The 15,823-nt window shown below is 68.5% G+C and carries 19 protein-coding genes; 8 read left to right on the forward strand and 11 right to left on the reverse strand.

All coding sequences use genetic code 11. The features are described 5' to 3' along the window. Positions 1–5: 5 nt before the first annotated feature. On the reverse strand, positions 6–383 hold the full coding sequence (locus tag GO592_RS21965; RefSeq protein ID WP_005260002.1) for a VOC family protein: 378 nt from the start codon (positions 381–383) through the stop codon (positions 6–8). Positions 384–528: 145 nt separating this feature from the next. On the opposite strand from GO592_RS21965, the gene GO592_RS21970 reads away from it, so the two are divergent. Then, the gene (locus GO592_RS21970; protein ID WP_172650185.1) at positions 529–1,626 is read left to right on the forward strand and encodes a CaiB/BaiF CoA transferase family protein; all 1,098 of its coding nucleotides are present in this window, start codon (positions 529–531) and stop codon (positions 1,624–1,626) included. Positions 1,627–1,677: 51 nt separating this feature from the next. Here GO592_RS21970 and yczR read toward each other — a convergent pair whose 3' ends face one another. After that, complete coding sequence (gene yczR / locus GO592_RS21975) at positions 1,678–3,162, reverse strand: MocR-like transcription factor YczR (RefSeq protein WP_172650184.1); 1,485 nt, start codon at positions 3,160–3,162, stop codon at positions 1,678–1,680. Positions 3,163–3,224: 62 nt separating this feature from the next. Between yczR and GO592_RS21980 the strand changes: the two genes are divergently transcribed. Then, a complete protein-coding gene (locus GO592_RS21980; protein ID WP_237737150.1) occupies positions 3,225–3,437 on the forward strand; it encodes a hypothetical protein in 213 nt (70 codons plus the stop codon). On the opposite strand, the gene GO592_RS21985 is transcribed toward GO592_RS21980, so the two are convergent. Next, on the reverse strand, positions 3,410–4,948 hold the full coding sequence (locus GO592_RS21985) for an alkaline phosphatase D family protein (protein ID WP_202714963.1): 1,539 nt from the start codon (positions 4,946–4,948) through the stop codon (positions 3,410–3,412). The two genes, GO592_RS21980 and GO592_RS21985, sit on opposite strands and share 28 nt — an antisense overlap. Before the next feature lie 32 nt (positions 4,949–4,980). Here GO592_RS21985 and GO592_RS21990 point away from each other — a divergent pair, with 32 nt between their 5' ends. Next, positions 4,981–5,574: a methylated-DNA--[protein]-cysteine S-methyltransferase gene (locus tag GO592_RS21990; protein WP_443218433.1), complete on the forward strand. Its 594-nt coding sequence runs from the start codon at positions 4,981–4,983 to the stop codon at positions 5,572–5,574. Here GO592_RS21990 and GO592_RS21995 read toward each other — a convergent pair. After that, a complete protein-coding gene (locus GO592_RS21995; protein ID WP_237737151.1) occupies positions 5,510–5,941 on the reverse strand; it encodes a racemase in 432 nt (143 codons plus the stop codon). The genes GO592_RS21990 and GO592_RS21995 overlap by 65 nt on opposite strands. 85 nt (positions 5,942–6,026) lie before the next feature. Continuing rightward, entirely contained in the window at positions 6,027–7,316 is a 1,290-nt protein-coding gene (locus GO592_RS22000) for an adenylosuccinate synthase (protein WP_202714966.1), read from the reverse strand. A 218-nt stretch (positions 7,317–7,534) separates the two neighbouring features. Here GO592_RS22000 and GO592_RS22005 point away from each other — a divergent pair, with 218 nt between their 5' ends. Both GO592_RS22005 and GO592_RS22010 read left to right on the forward strand, forming a co-directional pair. Next, complete coding sequence (locus GO592_RS22005; RefSeq protein ID WP_005574912.1) at positions 7,535–8,188, forward strand: hypothetical protein; 654 nt, start codon at positions 7,535–7,537, stop codon at positions 8,186–8,188. After that, entirely contained in the window at positions 8,185–8,958 is a 774-nt protein-coding gene (locus GO592_RS22010; protein ID WP_172650179.1) for a site-2 protease family protein, read from the forward strand. Before GO592_RS22005 ends, GO592_RS22010 begins: the two co-directional genes overlap by 4 nt. Before the next feature lie 39 nt (positions 8,959–8,997). Here the strand turns inward: GO592_RS22010 and GO592_RS22015 are convergent, their stop codons facing one another. From GO592_RS22015 to GO592_RS22030, 4 genes are read right to left on the reverse strand one after another with little or no spacing between them, the layout of a single operon-like run. After that, positions 8,998–9,495 (reverse strand): winged helix-turn-helix transcriptional regulator, encoded by a 498-nt coding sequence (locus tag GO592_RS22015; protein WP_005238462.1) that lies wholly within the window; start codon positions 9,493–9,495, stop codon positions 8,998–9,000. Positions 9,496–9,536: 41 nt separating this feature from the next. After that, a complete protein-coding gene (locus GO592_RS22020) occupies positions 9,537–9,809 on the reverse strand; it encodes a DUF6510 family protein (RefSeq protein WP_005260018.1) in 273 nt (90 codons plus the stop codon). Positions 9,810–9,828: 19 nt separating this feature from the next. Further along, positions 9,829–10,596 carry a ferredoxin reductase gene (locus tag GO592_RS22025; RefSeq protein ID WP_172650178.1) on the reverse strand — a complete coding sequence of 256 codons (768 nt, stop codon included), beginning with the start codon at positions 10,594–10,596 and terminating at the stop codon, positions 9,829–9,831. Next, the gene (locus GO592_RS22030; protein WP_202714967.1) at positions 10,586–11,185 is read right to left on the reverse strand and encodes a sulfite oxidase-like oxidoreductase; all 600 of its coding nucleotides are present in this window, start codon (positions 11,183–11,185) and stop codon (positions 10,586–10,588) included. The genes GO592_RS22025 and GO592_RS22030 overlap by 11 nt, the downstream gene beginning before the upstream one ends. Before the next feature lie 106 nt (positions 11,186–11,291). Here GO592_RS22030 and GO592_RS22035 point away from each other — a divergent pair, with 106 nt between their 5' ends. Continuing rightward, a complete protein-coding gene (locus tag GO592_RS22035) occupies positions 11,292–12,698 on the forward strand; it encodes an MFS transporter (protein ID WP_202715216.1) in 1,407 nt (468 codons plus the stop codon). Between the two features lie 30 nt (positions 12,699–12,728). Next, on the forward strand, positions 12,729–13,898 hold the full coding sequence (locus tag GO592_RS22040; protein ID WP_172650175.1) for a thiolase family protein: 1,170 nt from the start codon (positions 12,729–12,731) through the stop codon (positions 13,896–13,898). A gap of 17 nt (positions 13,899–13,915) precedes the next feature. Here GO592_RS22040 and GO592_RS22045 read toward each other — a convergent pair whose 3' ends face one another. Then, positions 13,916–14,872 carry a helix-turn-helix transcriptional regulator gene (locus GO592_RS22045; protein ID WP_172650174.1) on the reverse strand — a complete coding sequence of 319 codons (957 nt, stop codon included), beginning with the start codon at positions 14,870–14,872 and terminating at the stop codon, positions 13,916–13,918. Positions 14,873–14,935: 63 nt separating this feature from the next. On the opposite strand from GO592_RS22045, the gene GO592_RS22050 reads away from it, so the two are divergent. Then, on the forward strand, positions 14,936–15,397 hold the full coding sequence (locus GO592_RS22050) for a pyridoxamine 5'-phosphate oxidase family protein (RefSeq protein WP_202714968.1): 462 nt from the start codon (positions 14,936–14,938) through the stop codon (positions 15,395–15,397). 3 nt (positions 15,398–15,400) lie between these two features. Here GO592_RS22050 and GO592_RS22055 read toward each other — a convergent pair whose 3' ends face one another. Further along, a complete protein-coding gene (locus tag GO592_RS22055) occupies positions 15,401–15,805 on the reverse strand; it encodes a hypothetical protein (protein WP_172650172.1) in 405 nt (134 codons plus the stop codon). Positions 15,806–15,823: the final 18 nt, after the last annotated feature.

Genomic DNA, 15,823 nt, shown 5'->3' on the forward strand with positions numbered 1-15,823 from the left:
GCCGGTCAGTTCGGATCCTCGAAGAGCGACAGCACGTTGTCGTGCGGATCCCGGAACCACGCTACGCGGATGCCGTCCGGGGCACGCCAGGCCGCATGCTCGTCCTGATCCATCCCCGGGTACTCGGTGAACTCGATGCCCTTGCTGCGCAGTGATTCGACGACCTTGTTCAGGTCGGCGACCTTCCACCCCAGCACGGTGTACCCGGTGTCGGCCTTCGCCTGCACCAGCGTGACCCGGAGCAGGGAGCCGTTGCAATCGAGGGCCAACGCGAACTCGTCCCGTGAGACGAGAGTCAGCCCCAGGGTCTCCACGTAGAACATCTCCGAGACGTCCAGATCGGTGCTGGCCACGAAACTCACGAGCTCACCCTGAAGACTCATGAATCAACTGTGCCCCGCGGACCCGCAGGCAGGCAAGAGCGCGGGGTCACCCGGGGGCGGCTCCGGTGACCCGGGGCACACGGCCGGGCACCCGCAAGTTAACGTCGATTCGACAGGTTGTCTCGCACCGGAATGAGGAACTCGCGTGTCTGCTCCAGTTACAGAGAAGAAGGGCCCCCTCGCGGGCATTCGCGTCGTCGAATTCGCAGGCCTCGGACCGGGCCCGCACGCCGCCGCCCTCCTGGCCGATCTCGGCGCCGACGTGGTGTGCGTCCAGCGTCCCGGAGTGATTCCGCCGGACGGCCCGTACGACCAGATCCAGCGCGGTCGTCGCGTCGTCGAGGCCAACCTGAAGGACCCTGAGCAGGTCGAGAAGGTCCTCGGCCTGATCGAGCGCGCGGACGTCGTGATCGAGGGCTTCCGCCCCGGGGTCACCGAGCGCATGGGCCTGGGCCCCGACGTCTGCCTCAGGCGCAACGAGCGGCTCGTGTACGGACGGATGACGGGCTGGGGGCAGGAGGGTCCGCTGGCCAGCGCCGCCGGGCACGACATCAACTACATCTCGCTGACCGGTGTCCTGCACGCCATCGGCCGCAAGGGTGAACGTCCCGTGCCCCCGCTGAACATGGTCGGCGACTTCGGCGGCGGTTCGATGTTCCTGATCTTCGGGATCCTGTCGGCGCTGGTCGAACGCCAGTCGTCCGGCAAGGGCCAGGTCGTGGATGCGGCGATGGTCGACGGCGCACTCGCCCTGTCGCACATGATGTGGGCGTTCCGCGGTCGCGGCGTCTGGTCCGACGAGCGCGGCGTCAACCTGCTCGACACCGGCGCGCCGTTCTACGACACCTACGAGACGTCCGACGGCAAGTACATGGCCGTCGGCTCGATCGAGCCGCAGTTCTACGCCCTGCTGTTGCAGGGCCTCGAACTCGACCCCGCCGAACTGCCGCAGCAGATGGACGTCTCGGCGTGGCCGCAGATGAAGAAGGTCTTCGCCGAGAAGTTCCTGTCGAAGACCCGCGACGAATGGGCGGCCATCTTCCTCGGCACCGACGCCTGCGTGTCTCCCGTGCTGACGTTCGCGGAGGCGCCGTCCAACGAGCACATCGCCGCCCGCGGGTCGTTGATCGACCTCGACGGCGTCACCCAGCACGCCCCGGCGCCGCGGTTCTCCCGCACCCCTGCCGGCGCACCCACCCCGCCTGCCCGCGAAGGCGTCGACATCGACACCGTCTGGACCTGATCCCCACGTGAGTGGCGACGCGTGTTCCGGCACGCTTCGCCACTCACGTGCTCAGACGACGAGGGACGGTTCCGCGAGCTCACGGTCGACGGCCAGCGTCTCGTACGCTGCCGCGATGCAGTCGACGCCGCGGCGCAGCTCGTCGGACGTCCGCGCGTAGGGGAGCCTGACGAATCGCTCGAATGCGCCCTCCACACCGAACCGCGGTCCCGCCGCCAGCAGCACCCCGAAGTTGGGGGCCGTCGCGGCCAGCGCCGTCGACACCGGCGCGGGCATGCGCAGCCACAGCGACATCCCTCCCGAACCGATGGTCGGGATCCAGTCCGGCAGGCGGTCTGCGAGAGCGTCGAGCATCGCGCTCCGCTGTTCCCGCAGTTCCGCCCGGCGTCGGGCGAGGACGAGTTCGTCGTCGGAGAGCAGATGCGCCGCCGCGAGCTGGTCCATCACCGGCGTGCCCAGATCGACCGCGGCCCGCGCCCCGGCGAGCCGGGTGATCAGGGCCGGATCGGCGCGAATCCAGCCGACGCGCAGCCCGCCCCAGAACGACTTCGCCGCCGACCCGATCGTCACGACCTCCGACTTCGCGGCTCCCCTGCCGTGCGCCGCGACCGGCCCCGGTGACGGCTCGTCCAGCCACAGGTCGACCATCGTCTCGTCCACCACCAGGGTCATGCGGGTGTCGCGCGCGATCCGCGCCAATTCGGCCCGCCCGGGCGCGTCGAGGCACAGTCCGGTGGGGTTGTGGAAGTCCGGGATCAGGTACGCCATCCGGGCCGCGGTCTGCCGGGCGGCGCTGCGGATTCCGTCGAGGTCCCACGCCCCGGACGCCCCGCCCTCCGGACGGACCGGGACCGGGACCGGACGCGCACCGACCCTGCGGATCGCCTCCAGCGCGTTGGGGTACGTGGGGTGATCGACCAGGACCCGCTCCCCCGGCGCCGTGAGCACGTTGAGGAGCAGCCGCAGCGCGTGCTGGGCACCGGAGGTGACCATGATCTGCTCGGGCGAGGTCTCCAGCCCTCGTGCCCGGTAGCGGGCGGCGATCACGTCCCGCAACGCGCCGATCCCCACCGGCTCCATTCCGTGCGTCGGCAGGAACTGCGGAAGCGATTGCAAGGCATAGGCGTAGGCCTGCTCGACCGCCTCCGCGGGCGCGGCCATCGCCGCATAGCTGAGATCGACCACCGAACTGTCGGAACCGGGCTGGTGCGCCCGGAACATCAGCCCGTTCTGCCGTGCCCCGAGCGGCAGCGCGACAGTGCTGCGCGACCCCTGACGGCTGATGAGATACCCCTCGTCCCGGAGCACCGAATACGATGACGTGATCGTGGTCCGGCTCAACTCCAGCATCGACGCCAGTTCGCGCTCGCTCGGCAACGCGACCCCCAACGGGATGCGGCCGTCGTGCACGAGCAGCCGGATCCCGTCGGCCAGCGCCCGGTAGGCGGGCCGCGCGGCCGACCGCCGGCTGCTGTCGTCCTGCCAGTTGCCGAGGTCCCTGGCCAGGGAGCGTGCACCGAGTACGCGAGTCATCATGCAGTCCAGTATCAACCTCTTGGCTATTCAACTCAAAGCCAGTTCTGGCGAAGCTCGAATCCATGACCACACTGATCACCCTCGCTTGCATGCTTCTCCTGGCCGCAGCGGTCGCGCACTACGGCCCCAAAGAGGGAGGTACGGGCGTGTTTCGCCTGGAGCAGTTCCGGATCGGCGCCCCTCTCGGCGGAATCTTTATCGACCAGCCGACCAGTCCAGAAGATCCGGACTGGCCTGGTTCAGACGATCAGCGCGCCGGCGGCGGCAGCAGCTGACTGAAGAGCACCGTCCCGGCCGCGTCGAGGAGGTCCACCCGCAACTCCGACGTCTGCCCGTCGATGAACACCTCACCGAAGTGCTGGTATCCGTCGAGCGGCGACGAGTTGGGTGCGGGCGGCGCGTGCACGAACACGGCCTCGGGGCCGAACGTGGCGTCGAGGTCGTTCGGACCGAAGCCGCCCGAGTTGAGTGGACCGGAGACGAACTCCCAGAACTCGTCGAAATCCTTGTACGCGGCGCGGTCGGGAGAGTACCGGTGCGCGGCGGTGTAGTGCACGTCCGCAGTGAGCCATACCGTCCCGGTGATCCGCCCCGCCTTGATCGCCGACAGCACCTGGGCGATCTCGGATTCCCGGCCCGACGGCTGACCGGGCTCCCCGTTCGCGACGCCCTCGAACGCGGTGTCGCCGTCCGGGACCACCACCCCGAGAGGGAGGTCGTTGGCGATGATCTTCCACGTCGCCGTGGACGCACCGAGTTCCCGGATCAGCCAGTCCTTCTGGGCCGCACCGAGAATCTGCCCGGCCGCACCGGTGTTGACCCCGTTCGCGTCCTTGTAGGTGCGCATGTCGAGGACGAACACGTCGAGCAGTGGGCCGTACCCGATCTTGCGGTAGACGCGGCCGTCGACCGCGTCGGCCGGCTCCACCGGCAGCCACTCGTGGTACGCCTGGAATGCCCTCTGCGCCAGCACGTCCACGTTCTTCTCCGTGTACGCGTCGAGATCGAGGACCTCACCGGGGTACCAGTTGTTGACGGTCTCGTGATCGTCCCATTGAACGATCTGCGCCACAGAGGAATTGAACCTGCGGTAGTTGTCGTCGGTGAGGTTGTACGCGTACTGGCCGCGGTACTGGTCCAGCGTCTGCGCGACCGCGCTCTTCGCCTCACTGACCGTGTTCCGCCACACGCGTCCGTCCGGCAGCGTGACGGACTCCTTCAGCGGACCGTCGGCGTACACGACGTCGCCCGAGTGCAGGAACAGGTGCGGGTCGCGCGCGGCCATCGTGTCGAAGATTCGCATTCCGCCGATGTCCGGATTGATTCCGTACCCCTGACCAGCCGTGTCCCCGGACCACTGCAACCGGATGTCCCCTGCGGCGCTCGGAGCGGTGCGGAAGACACCCGTCACCGCCTCCGAGGTGGCGCCGTCGTCGCCTTCGAGAGTCACCCGGTAGTGCACCTGCTGCCCTGCGGGTAGTCCGGTCAGCCGCAGCCGTCCGGTGCCGTCCGTGTCCGGAGTGAGCAGTCCACCCTCGAACCGCATCGGGTCGGTGAAGGACTCGGTGGCCGAGGTCTCCACGATCATCGTGGAGGGACGGTCGGACCTCGCCCAGACGAGCGCACCGTCGGCTCGCACGTCCCCCGCCGCGACACCGTGCGTCAGGGTGGGTCGGTCACGGACCAGCGCCGGACCCGCACTACCGGAATCGGAGCACGCGGCGGCGGGCACGGCCAGCAACCCGAGTGCGGTGGAGCGGAGCAGGGCACGGCGGGACAGGTACACGGAAACATCTCCTCGGTCGGCGAGCTTCGAGGATGTCCAATCGCGGTCAACGGAAGGTGAACGTCAGATGTGGGAGGCATACTGGATTGGTGACCACAGGAATCGCCCTGTTCGACACGGCCCTCGGCGCCTGCGCCATCGCGTGGCGGGCCGCCGGGATCGTGGGTGTGCAATTGCCCGAAGGTTCACCCGAATCCACCCGGCAGCGTCTCGAACATTGCTTCCCGGATGCGGTGGAGCACCAGCCGCCGGCACCGGTCCAGCGGGCCATCGACGGAATACGCGAACATCTGGGCGGCGCACTCGACGATCTGCGGTGGATCGACCTCGACTTCGAGGGAGTCCCCGAATTCGACTGCACCGTATACGACCTCACCCGCGCAATCGACCCGGGCACCACGCTCACCTACGGCGACATCGCGGCGGAACTCGGCAAACCGGGTGCCGCGCAGGCCGTCGGTCAGGCCCTCGGCCGTAACCCGCTGCCGATCGTGATCCCGTGCCATCGCGTCCTCGCCGCCGGCGGGCAGGTGGGCGGCTTCTCCGCCGGCGGCGGCACCCTCACCAAGCGCGAACTGCTGGCCCTCGAGCACACTCCGGGTTTCGACGACCCGGTGCTGTTCTGATCAGCGCCTGCGGGTCGCCGACGAGTTCGCGCGCCAACGCCGCGGCCGCCGCCATCCTGTCGCCGTCCGGAACCCGGAGGGTCCGGACGGCCCGCTGATCCGCACCGGTCACCCTGGCGCATCCCAGCACGAACGCCTGCCCGCCGGCGAGTATCGCCCGCTCCACCGCGTGGACGAACGCGTCCACCGTCGACCTCGGGTCACCCTCGAACACCCAGACGCCCAGATCCGTCGACACCACCGCCACGCACCTGCAGGCGTCCGACGTGTCGTGCCCGAATGCCTCCAGGACGGCGGCCGCTGCGTGGAAGCTGTCGTACCACCGGCCGGCCGGCGTCCGGGTACTCGCTTCGACAGTCCTGATCATCGGCTCGAATGTATCGCGGATCGCCGAATGTCGCATCGGTTCAATTCAACTGAACCGATGTCACATTCGGCGACAGGCGCGCGGACTACCGCACCACGTCGCGGCGGACGATGGTCTCGTCGCGGCCGGGGCCGACACCGATGCAGGAGATGTACGCACCCGACAGCTCCTCGAGGCGCAGGACATAGTTCTGCGCGTTCTTGGGGAGCTCCTCGAACGTCCGGGCATGGGAGATGTCTTCCCACCAACCGGGCATTTCCTCGTAGATCGGCTTCGCGTGATGAACGTCGGTCTGCGACATGGGCATCTCGTCGTACCGCACGCCGTCGACGTCGTAGCCGACGCAGATCGGGATGGTGTCGAGGCTGCTGAGCACGTCGAGCTTGGTGAGGAAGTAGTCGGTGATGCCGTTGACACGCGTTGCGTAGCGGGCGATCACGGCGTCGAACCATCCGGTGCGACGAGCGCGGCCGGTGGTGACACCCACCTCGCCGCCGGTCTTGGCGAGATACTCGCCGTTCTGGTCGAAGAGTTCGGTCGGGAACGGGCCCGAGCCGACGCGGGTGGTGTACGCCTTGAGGATGCCCAGCACCGTGGTGATCTTGGTGGGTCCGATGCCCGAACCGACCGCTGCGCCACCGGACGTCGGGTTGGACGACGTCACGTAGGGGTAGGTGCCGTGGTCGACGTCGAGGAGCGTGCCCTGCGAACCCTCCAGCAGCACCGTCTCGCCGCGCGCGAGTGCCTCGTTGAGCTGCAGGCGCGTGTCCGCGATCCGGTGCTTGAACCCGTCTGCCTGCTCGAGCACCTCGTCGACGACCTGCTGCGGGTCAAGGGCCTTGCGGTTGTAGATCTTGACGAGCACCTGGTTCTTGAACTCGAGTGCCGCCTCGACCTTCTGGGTGAGGATCTTCTCGTCCAGCACATCCTGCACGCGGACACCGACACGCGCGAGTTTGTCCTGGTAGCAGGGCCCGATGCCGCGGCCGGTGGTGCCGATCTTCTTGGCCCCGAGGAAGCGTTCGGTGACCTTGTCGATGGCAACGTGGTACGGCATGATCAGGTGCGCATCGGCCGAGAGCAGCAGGCGGCTGGTGTCCACGCCCCGCTCGTCGAGTCCGGCGAGTTCGGTGAGCAGCACTCCCGGGTCCACCACGACACCGTTGCCGATGACGTTCGTGACGCCCGGAGTGAGGATTCCGGACGGGATCAGATGCAGTGCGAACTTGTCGCCGTTCGGAAGAACCACAGTGTGTCCGGCGTTGTTACCGCCCTGGTAGCGCACCACCCACTGCAGGCGTCCGCCCAGTAGATCGGTAGCTTTGCCCTTGCCCTCGTCGCCCCACTGGGCGCCGATCAGGACGATTGCCGGCATGACGTTGTCTCCTACGGTCGACGTACAGTCGTATCCGACTGCGTGGTCCTGCCGTTCGTAGGCAGTGGCCGGGGGAACAGTCTAGCCGAGGGCACGGAGAACAGACCCCACAGTACGGCTGGGGAGGCCATCTCGGGCGTGCCACTAGGATGATCCGAAAGGGAAGCTGCGGAAATCGCGGCGGGACATCCGGGCGAGGAGTGGCGTTGACCCCCGTAGTGCTCATTTGCGGCGACGTGCCGCTTCCCCTACCTCTGGGCTCCATCTCGACCTCGAGCGCACCTGCCGTCCCGGACAAGGACGACTTCGACGAGGTCTTCTCCAAACTTCAGGTCGTCGTGGATCCGCGACTGATCGTGGTGGGCAGCGACGCCGCCTTCGCGGCCACCCTGACCCGGTTGATGCGCACCGAACGCCTGCACATCGAACTCGCGTACGTCGCGGAGCATCGTTCGGAGGCGACGGACGCCTACCACCTGTCCTCCGGCGCCCGCGGCGCCCGCACCGCGCTGAAGGGGACGGCCAAGCCGGTCCCCCTCATCCGCGACGACGCGGGCATCGCGCTCGTCGGGTGCGCCACCGTCACGGGTCCGGACGGGGGGCCGCTCGTCGGCGAGGCCTACGTCGACGACACCCGGTTGTTCTCGGGGACGACGACGAGCATGAACGTCACCCCGACCCCACGGATGCCCGGTCTGCGGGCGTCGGTCGAACCTCGCAGGCGCTGGCTGCCCCGCCGCTGGGTGGAGGGCCGCGCCGTGCAGCTCGGGTCGCCCGCAGCGGCGCTGACCCGCGACGGCGTGCCGAACCCGCGCGAAGTCAAGCGTTCGACGTTCTACCGTCACGACCAAGAGTGGTTGCTGGTCCGATGAGCCTGCCCCGGGCGCGGACCACCGCGGTACGCCCCAGTCCGGTGTTCCTTCTGGTCGTCGCCGTGGCGGTCGCCGGCGGTGTTCTCGCGTGGCGCGCCGAACTGGAGTCCGTCCTCGGCCACGTCGGGGTGTTCCTGCTCGTGGTCGCGGGATGGGTGGTGACGCTCTGCCTGCACGAGTTCGCGCACGCGTACACGGCGTGGCGGCACGGCGACACCGACGTCGAGGTGCGCGGCTATCTCACGCTCAACCCGGTGAAGTACAGCCACCCGCTGCTGTCGATCGGTCTGCCGGTGCTGTTCATCGCACTCGGCGGGATCGGGTTGCCCGGCGGCGCCGTGTACCTGCGCACCGGACTGTTCTCGCCGAAGGTGCAGGCGCGGGTGTCGCTCGCCGGACCCGCCGTGAATCTGGTGTCCGCGATCGTCCTCCTCGCGGTGATCCGCTGGCTCGGGCTGGGCGGCGACCACCAGGTATTCTGGACGGGACTGAGTTTCCTCGCGTTCCTGCAGGTGATGGCCACCGTGCTCAATCTCCTGCCGGTACCCGGACTCGACGGGTACGCCGCGCTCGAGCCGTTCCTGCCGCCCCGCACCCGAAGGTCCGTCGACCAGTTCAAGCCGTACGGACTGCTGATCCTCGTGGCGCTGCTGTTCGTGCCGTCGATCAACGTGGTGTTCTTCGACGTCATCTACCGGCTGTTCGAACTGTCCGGGGTTCCGGAGATCTACGCGCAGTACGGCAACTACCTGATGCGCTTCTGGCTCTGACCCGTGAGTACTTGTCAACCGCCCGCGGTTGATAAGTACTCACGGGCGGGACGCATCCTCTTCGGTGAAGTTGGGGGTCAGCCGCAGTTCCGCCAGCGGCACCTCGCGGTCGGGGCTGCGGACCTCGACGCGCACGGGTTCGCCGGTCGCGTCGTCCCGCATCCCGATGGGCGCACCGTGCTTGCCCTGGAGGTACTTGTCGCCCCACTGCATCAGCGCGAGCACGGCGGGCAGGAGGTCGCGCCCCTTCTCGGTGAGCACGTATTCGTAGCGGGTGCGCTGCCCGGGCTCCTTGTAGGGTTGCCGCTCGAACAGCCCCTCGGCCGTCAGTTCACGCAGTCGGGACGCCGCCACGGCCTCGGTGATGCCGACCCGTTTCGCGAAGTCGTCGAATCGCGTGGTGCCGTAGTAGGCCTCGCGCAGGATCAGGACGGCCGAACGCGTGCCGATCACGTCCATCGCCTTGCCGATGGAGCAGTGCGTCGCCCGCCAGGTGTCGCGATCTGCGAGAAAGCCGTCCAACCGTGCCGCGTCCATGCACCTCAGCATAGCTGACTTGCAGATTCCATAGTCAGCGCTCACAGTGTCCAGGACAGGTGCGACAGCCCGCTGGCGTCGAGTTCGAGCCCGCGCGGAGTCGCCACCAGCCGCAGCAGCACCTCCTGACATCCCGGGCACCGCACGACGACACCGGGCGCACGCGTATAGACGTGCACCGCCGCCATCGGTCCGTCGAGACCGCAGAACCGGCACTGTCCGGTCGCCGCGGTGAGGTCGTGAACGAAGATCTCCGCGAACGGCCCGCCTAGAACGTTCCCGTCCTCGAAGTCGTTGCCCTGCAACGTACTCATCGACAATTCCTTCCTCCGGTCACGGCCCCGAAGGACCGAACCTCTCGGTCTTGATGTCGTCCGGCGAGTGCCCGAGCGAGAGCAGCAGGCGAGCCGCCTCCTCGACGAATCCGGTGGGCCCGCACACGAAGCAGCGCGGCGCGAAGTCCGCCGGCCATCCCCACGCCGCGAGATCGGCGGCAGTGATCCGCCCCGCCGGACGCCGCGGCGAGTCCTCACGGGTGCAGAAAACGAACGTCTCGACTCCCCCGTCGCCGGTCCCGGGCCTGTTCAGTTCGTCCGCGAACAATTCGTCGGCCTGCGTCCGGAGGGAGTACACGAGCCGGAACGGCGTGCGGTCGTGCCGGAACCGGCGCTCGCGAATCATCGACATCAGCGGCACGATGCCCGACCCACCCGCGACGAGAAGCGCCGGCGCGCCACCACCCTCGCGCGGCGACCACACGAACCAGCCACCGATCGGTCCGCGCACCTCGATCAGATTGCCCGCGGCGAACACATCGGTCAGGTAGGGAGAGACCTCGCCGTCCGCCACCCGCTGGACGACCAACTGCAATCGCCACCCGCCCGGTGAACGCTCGGCCGGCGACGCCAGCGAGTAGCTCCGTTCGGTGGTGTATCCGTCGGGACCGGTCAGGCGGAGATCGACGTGCTGCCCGGCGCGATGCCCCGGCCAGTCCGGGACCTCGAGGACCAGTGCCCGCGCACTCGCCGTCTCGGGCCACGACTCGACGAGTTCCGCCACTCGCCAGCTGAGCACGGCGCGGCCCAACAGCTCACTGGTCACCCTGGTACCTCTGCTCCCGCCACGGGTCGCCGCGATCGTGGTAGCCGAGTTGCTCCCAGAAGCCCGGGACGTCCTGGGTGACGAGCTGAATCGACCGAACCCACTTCGCGGACTTCCACAGGTAGAGATGTGGCACGAGCAGACGGGCCGGACCCCCGTGCACCGGCGCGAGGGGCGCGCCCTCGTACGTGTGCACGATCCATGCCTTGCCACCGAGGATGTCGGCGACGGGGAGGTTCGTGGTGTAACCGCCGTCGCATCCGACGAGGACGAATCCCGCGGACGTCTCGACGTCCGCGAACAGGGTGTCGAGCGAGACCCCCTTCCACGACGTTCCGAACTTCGACCAACGTGTGACGCAGTGGAGGTCGACCGTCGGCCGCTCCTGCGGGAGCTTCGTGAATTCGGCCCACGACCACTCGTGGCGCCGGCCGGTCTCGTCGGTCACGGTCAGCGTCCACGTGTCGGTCGGGACGCGGGGCGTCGGTCCCGCCGAGAGGACCGGGAAATCCCCGACCTCGTACTGCCCGGGCGGAAGAGAGTGCTCGCTGCGAGGCCTGCCGTGGAAGCCGGGGGTGAGAACAGCCATGCCTCACGTTAGGACCGCCAGGGGATCTCTGCAGCGCAAACCATCGATCCGAGGCGTCCGTCACACCTGACTTGCCATAGCCATAGTCAGGTGTACATTGCTGGCTATTGCTCTCAATAGTCAGGTGCGGGAGAAGGTCCGGCTCGGCCCGCTCCTCACCGTCCTCGCCGGCGCGTCGTTCGTCGCCAGCCTCGATCTGTTCGTCGTCAACGTGGCCTTCGGCGACATCGCGGCGAGCTACCCCGGCTACAGCCTCGGCGACCTCAGCTGGGTGCTGGGCGGCTATGCGATCGTGTTCGCCGTACTCCTGGTTCCGCTCGGACGCTGGGCCGACCGCGTCGGCCGCCGGCGCGGATTCCTTCTCGTGCTGGCGCTGTTCACCGCGGCCAGCGCGGCATGCGCGCTGAGCCCCTCGCTGTGGCTGCTCGTGGCCTTCCGACTGCTCCAGGCCGTCGGTGCTGCCGCCCTGACCCCCGCCAGCCTGGGACTGCTGATCAGCACGGTCCCCGAAGCCACACATGCGGGCGCGGTCCGGATCTGGGCCGCGTCGGGCGCCGCTGCCGCGGCCTTCGGACCCGTGGTCGGTGGGCTGCTCGTCGAGGCGTCGTGGCGCTGGGCCTTCCTGATCAACGTCCCCATCGGTATCGCCTTCCTGATCGCCACCGTCCGGTGGGTCACCGACTTCCGCCCGACCGCCCGCGACACAAACCTCGACCTGCTCGGAGCCGCCCTGTCGACCGTCGGCATCGGCGCCCTCGCACTCGGGCTGGTCCAGGGACCCGACTGGGGTTGGGGCGGCCCCCGAATCGCGCTCGCGTTCACCGTCGCTGCCGCGTCCGTCGCACTGTTCTGGTGGAGAAACAGCAGGCAGCGCGAGCCGCTCATCGAACCCGCCATGCTGAAGGTGCGGACGTTCGCCTGGTCGAACGTGACGGCGCTCGCGTTCAGTGCCGCCTTCGCGGCCGGTCTGCTCGCGAACATCCTGTGGCTGCAGCAGGTGTGGGGGTATTCCGCACTGTTGACGGGTCTCGCGATCGCGCCGGGCCCGTTGATGGTGCCGGTGTTCGCGGTGGTCGGCCAGTTCCTGTCCCGCAGATTCTCGGCAGGAGCGCTCACCGCGGCGGGCAGCGCCCTGTGGGCCGCCGGCGCCGTGCTCGTGCTCTCGTCCGTCGGGATGGAACCGCAGTACGCGTCGGAACTGCTGCCCGGCTGGATGATCGCCGGTGTCGGGGTCGGCCTGGCCTTGCCGACGATCCTGTCGTCCGCCACCGCCGGACTACCGCAGTCGCGCTCGGCCACCGGTAGCGCCGTCGTCACCATGAGCCGTCAGGTCGGAACCGTGCTGGGTGTGAGCATGCTCGTCGCCCTCCTCGGTACGACCGCCGGTGACGAAGACACCCACTCCGCGTTCCAACTCGCTTGGTCGGCGGTGGCCGCGGTGGCCGTCGTCGCCGCTCTCGCCGCCACACGGATGAATCCACCCCGTGAGTACTTGTCAACCGCCCGCGGTTGATAAGTACTCACAGCACCGAAAGGAACGATCATGAGAGACGCCGTCATCGTCGAGGCCGTCCGCACGCCGATCGGCAAGGGCAAGCCCTCCGGCGCCCTGCACGGAGTGCACCCCGTCGACCTTCTCGCCCACAGCCTGTCGACGCTCGTCGAGCGCACGGGAATCGATCCCGCACTGATCGACGACGTCATCGGCGGCACCGTCACCCAGGTCGGTGACCAGAGCCAGAACATCACCCGCAGTGCGCTTCTCGCCGCCGGATTCCCCGAATCCGTGCCCGGCACGACCGTCGACCGGCAGTGCGGCAGCAGCCAGCAGGCCGTCCACTTCGCCGCGCAGGGCGTGATGTCGGGCGCCTACGACATCGTCGTCGCCGCCGGAGTCGAATCGATGGGCCGAGTTCCCATGGGGTCCAGCAGCATCGGACGCGAATCGATGGGTGTCGGCTTCGAGCGCCGCTACCCCGACGGCCTCGTCCCGCAGGGCATCAGTGCCGAACTCATCGCCGCCCGGTGGGGACTCTCGCGCACCCAGCTGGACGAGTTCGCCCTGCGCAGCCATCAGAAGGCCGCGGCGGCAACGAGTGCCGGGAACTTCGCGAAGGAACTCGCCGTCCTGCCGGAGCTGAGCGTCGACGAGGCCATCCGGCCGGACACGACGCTGGACGCTCTCACCGGCCTGCGACCGGCCTTCCGCAGTGACTTCTACGAGGAGAGGTTCCCGCAGATCGACTGGTCGATCACCGCGGGCAACAGCAGTCCCCTGTCGGACGGAAGTGCGGCGCTCATGATCACCACGAGTGAGATCGCGGGACGCCTGGGACTGCGGCCGCTGGCCCGGCTCCACAGCTTCTCCGTCGTCGGCGACGATCCGCTGATGATGCTCACCGCGGTCATCCCCGCGACACGCAAGGTGCTGCAGCGCAGCGGCCTCGACATCTCCGACATCGACCTGTTCGAAGTCAACGAGGCCTTCGCGCCGGTGGTCCTGGCCTGGGCCGCGGACACCGGAGCCGACCTGGACCGCGTCAACGTGCACGGCGGCGCGATCGCGCTCGGACATCCGCTGGGGGCCAGCGGCGCCCGGCTCATGACCACGCTGGTGAACGCGATGGACCAGCGCGGGGCCCGGTTCGGCCTGCAGACCATGTGCGAGGCCGGCGGACTCGCCAACGCCACGGTGCTCGAACGACTCGGGTGACGCGGAGGTAGTCCATCTCAGCCGTTCCGGCGGGCGATCGCGTCTCCCACCGCACGCAGCGATTCGCGTAGCGAAGGCGGCTGGAGCACTTCGACTCCCCCGCCGAGAACGGTCAACTGGTCGAGTGCCACGTCTTCGGCCTCGAGCGACAGGTCGACGGTCACCCAGCCGGCGTCATCCGGCGGGCCGGGTTCGACGCGTGCGGCTTCCACACCCACCACCCGCGGCAGCCGTCGCCACGACGCGGGCGAGAGCCGCACGCGGCACCGGAATCGCAGAAGGGCACGATCGAATTCGGCCACCGACGCCGTCCACCACGCACCCAGATCGAAATTCTCGGGACGTACCGCCGGTTGATTCAGCACGGTCGCGTCACTGATCCGCGACACCCGGTACGACAGCGTCCGTCCGCGATGCTGCGCAACGAGATACCAGACACCGGCCTTCGCCACAAGACCCAGGGGATCGAGAGTTCTTGCCGCGGAACGGCTCCCCTTCCGGTAGCGGATACCGAGACGCCGACCCGCGAGCACCGCGGACGCCACCACCGGGAGATCGCCGTTGTCGCGTGGCCCGTCGAACCAGCCGGGGGCGTCGACGTAGAGCCGATCCCGCCACAGCTGAGCCCCGGCGCGCAGCGGGACAGGCAACGCCCCCAACAGCTTCGACTGCGCGGCAGCGGTGACGTCGCGAAGACCGAGATCGGCGGCGATCGACGGGACACCGAGCAACATCAACGCGGACGTCTCCTCGCCCGTCATCCCGCCGAGTTTCGACTGCCAGCCGTCGAGCAACCGGATTCCGCCACCGGGTCCGCTCTCCGTCCACAACGGCACACCGGCCGCCGACAACGCCGTGACGTCGCGATACACGGTGCGCACCGAGACCCCGAGTTCGTCCGCGAGTTGCTGCGCGGTGGCCCTGCGACTGCCCTCCAGACGGAGCATCACCTCGACGAGCCGACTCGAACGCATGCCCCGATTCTAGTGAAAATGCCTGACAGTGGATGTCAGGGATAGGAGAGCACACTGGCCGGCATGACCAACTGGACGCAGTTCGAGACAGAAGCACCCGACCTCGCCAAGGCTGTCGCCGCACGCTTCGAGGCGCACAAGCACCACGTGCTGGCGGCCCTCCGCAAGGACGGTTCCCCGAGAGTGAGCGGCACCGAGGTCGAGTTCTACGAGGGCGCGTTACTGCTCGGCTCGATGGTCGGTGCACGCAAAGTGAAGGACCTGCAACGCGATCCGCGATTCTCTCTCCACAGCAATCCCGGTCACCACACGATGGACGGAGGCGACGCCAAGATCAGCGGCCGCGCAGACGAGATCCTCGGAGAGCGGAAACAGCAGATCCTCGAGCACTACCCCGACGAAATCCCCGAGGCGGACGTCATCGAACTCGGCCTCGACGAGGTGGTGCTCACCACCGTCGACGGCGACCACCTGTACGTCGAGCTGTGGCGGCCGGGTGCGGGTGTCACCCGGTTCACCAAGTGACGGTCACTGCGTGACGGCGAATCCGAAGCCGAGAGTGCAGGCCTCCAGCGGCCCCTTCGGCCCGTCGGGGTCGTAGGTTCCGCCGGGAATCAAATGTCCGGTGAAGCCGGGCAGTTCGCGTTCGACACCCTCACCGTTCGTCAACGGTCCGGACGTGCCGAGCGTCGGCGCCTGGCCGCCGATGTTGAGGTACGTCACCTGGGCGTCGGTCGTGGCCTTTTCCGGTCCCTCGAACTCCCACTCGACCTGGTTGCCTTCCTTCTCGACTCCGAGCGTCGCGGCGGGCTTACAGTTCGCCAGCGGATCGGGCATGAACGGCGCGGCGGAGGCGGCGGGTGCTGCGAAGAGGGCGGCCGCACCGAGTGCGGCGACGGCGACGGGTCGCGCGAACGCTGCGAGAGTGGACATGGGGTTCCCTTCCGTGAG

Origin of the sequence: Rhodococcus sp. 21391 (assembly GCF_016772255.1) — a bacterium.
In the GTDB taxonomy this organism is placed as follows: Bacteria; Actinomycetota; Actinomycetes; order Mycobacteriales; family Mycobacteriaceae; genus Rhodococcus_F; species Rhodococcus_F opacus.

Excerpts from the sequence above, each read along its gene's own strand:
- GO592_RS22020 (WP_005260018.1), bottom strand. The coding sequence starts at position 9,809 with ATGAGTACGTTGCAGGGCAACGACTTCGAGGACGGGAACGTTCTAGGC.
- GO592_RS21995 (WP_237737151.1), bottom strand. The coding sequence starts at position 5,941 with ATGATCAGGACTGTCGAAGCGAGTACCCGGACGCCGGCCGGCCGGTGG.
- GO592_RS22045 (WP_172650174.1), bottom strand. The coding sequence starts at position 14,872 with ATGCGTTCGAGTCGGCTCGTCGAGGTGATGCTCCGTCTGGAGGGCAGT.
- GO592_RS22010 (WP_172650179.1), top strand. The coding sequence starts at position 8,185 with ATGAGCCTGCCCCGGGCGCGGACCACCGCGGTACGCCCCAGTCCGGTG.
- GO592_RS22055 (WP_172650172.1), bottom strand. The coding sequence starts at position 15,805 with ATGTCCACTCTCGCAGCGTTCGCGCGACCCGTCGCCGTCGCCGCACTC.
- GO592_RS21980 (WP_237737150.1), top strand. The coding sequence starts at position 3,225 with ATGACCACACTGATCACCCTCGCTTGCATGCTTCTCCTGGCCGCAGCG.
- yczR (WP_172650184.1), bottom strand. The coding sequence starts at position 3,162 with ATGATGACTCGCGTACTCGGTGCACGCTCCCTGGCCAGGGACCTCGGC.
- GO592_RS21965 (WP_005260002.1), bottom strand. The coding sequence starts at position 383 with ATGAGTCTTCAGGGTGAGCTCGTGAGTTTCGTGGCCAGCACCGATCTG.
- GO592_RS22030 (WP_202714967.1), bottom strand. The coding sequence starts at position 11,185 with ATGGCTGTTCTCACCCCCGGCTTCCACGGCAGGCCTCGCAGCGAGCAC.
- GO592_RS22015 (WP_005238462.1), bottom strand. The coding sequence starts at position 9,495 with ATGGACGCGGCACGGTTGGACGGCTTTCTCGCAGATCGCGACACCTGG.
- GO592_RS22000 (WP_202714966.1), bottom strand. The coding sequence starts at position 7,316 with ATGCCGGCAATCGTCCTGATCGGCGCCCAGTGGGGCGACGAGGGCAAG.
- GO592_RS22050 (WP_202714968.1), top strand. The coding sequence starts at position 14,936 with ATGACCAACTGGACGCAGTTCGAGACAGAAGCACCCGACCTCGCCAAG.
- GO592_RS21990 (WP_443218433.1), top strand. The coding sequence starts at position 4,981 with ATGTCCAATCGCGGTCAACGGAAGGTGAACGTCAGATGTGGGAGGCAT.
- GO592_RS22040 (WP_172650175.1), top strand. The coding sequence starts at position 12,729 with ATGAGAGACGCCGTCATCGTCGAGGCCGTCCGCACGCCGATCGGCAAG.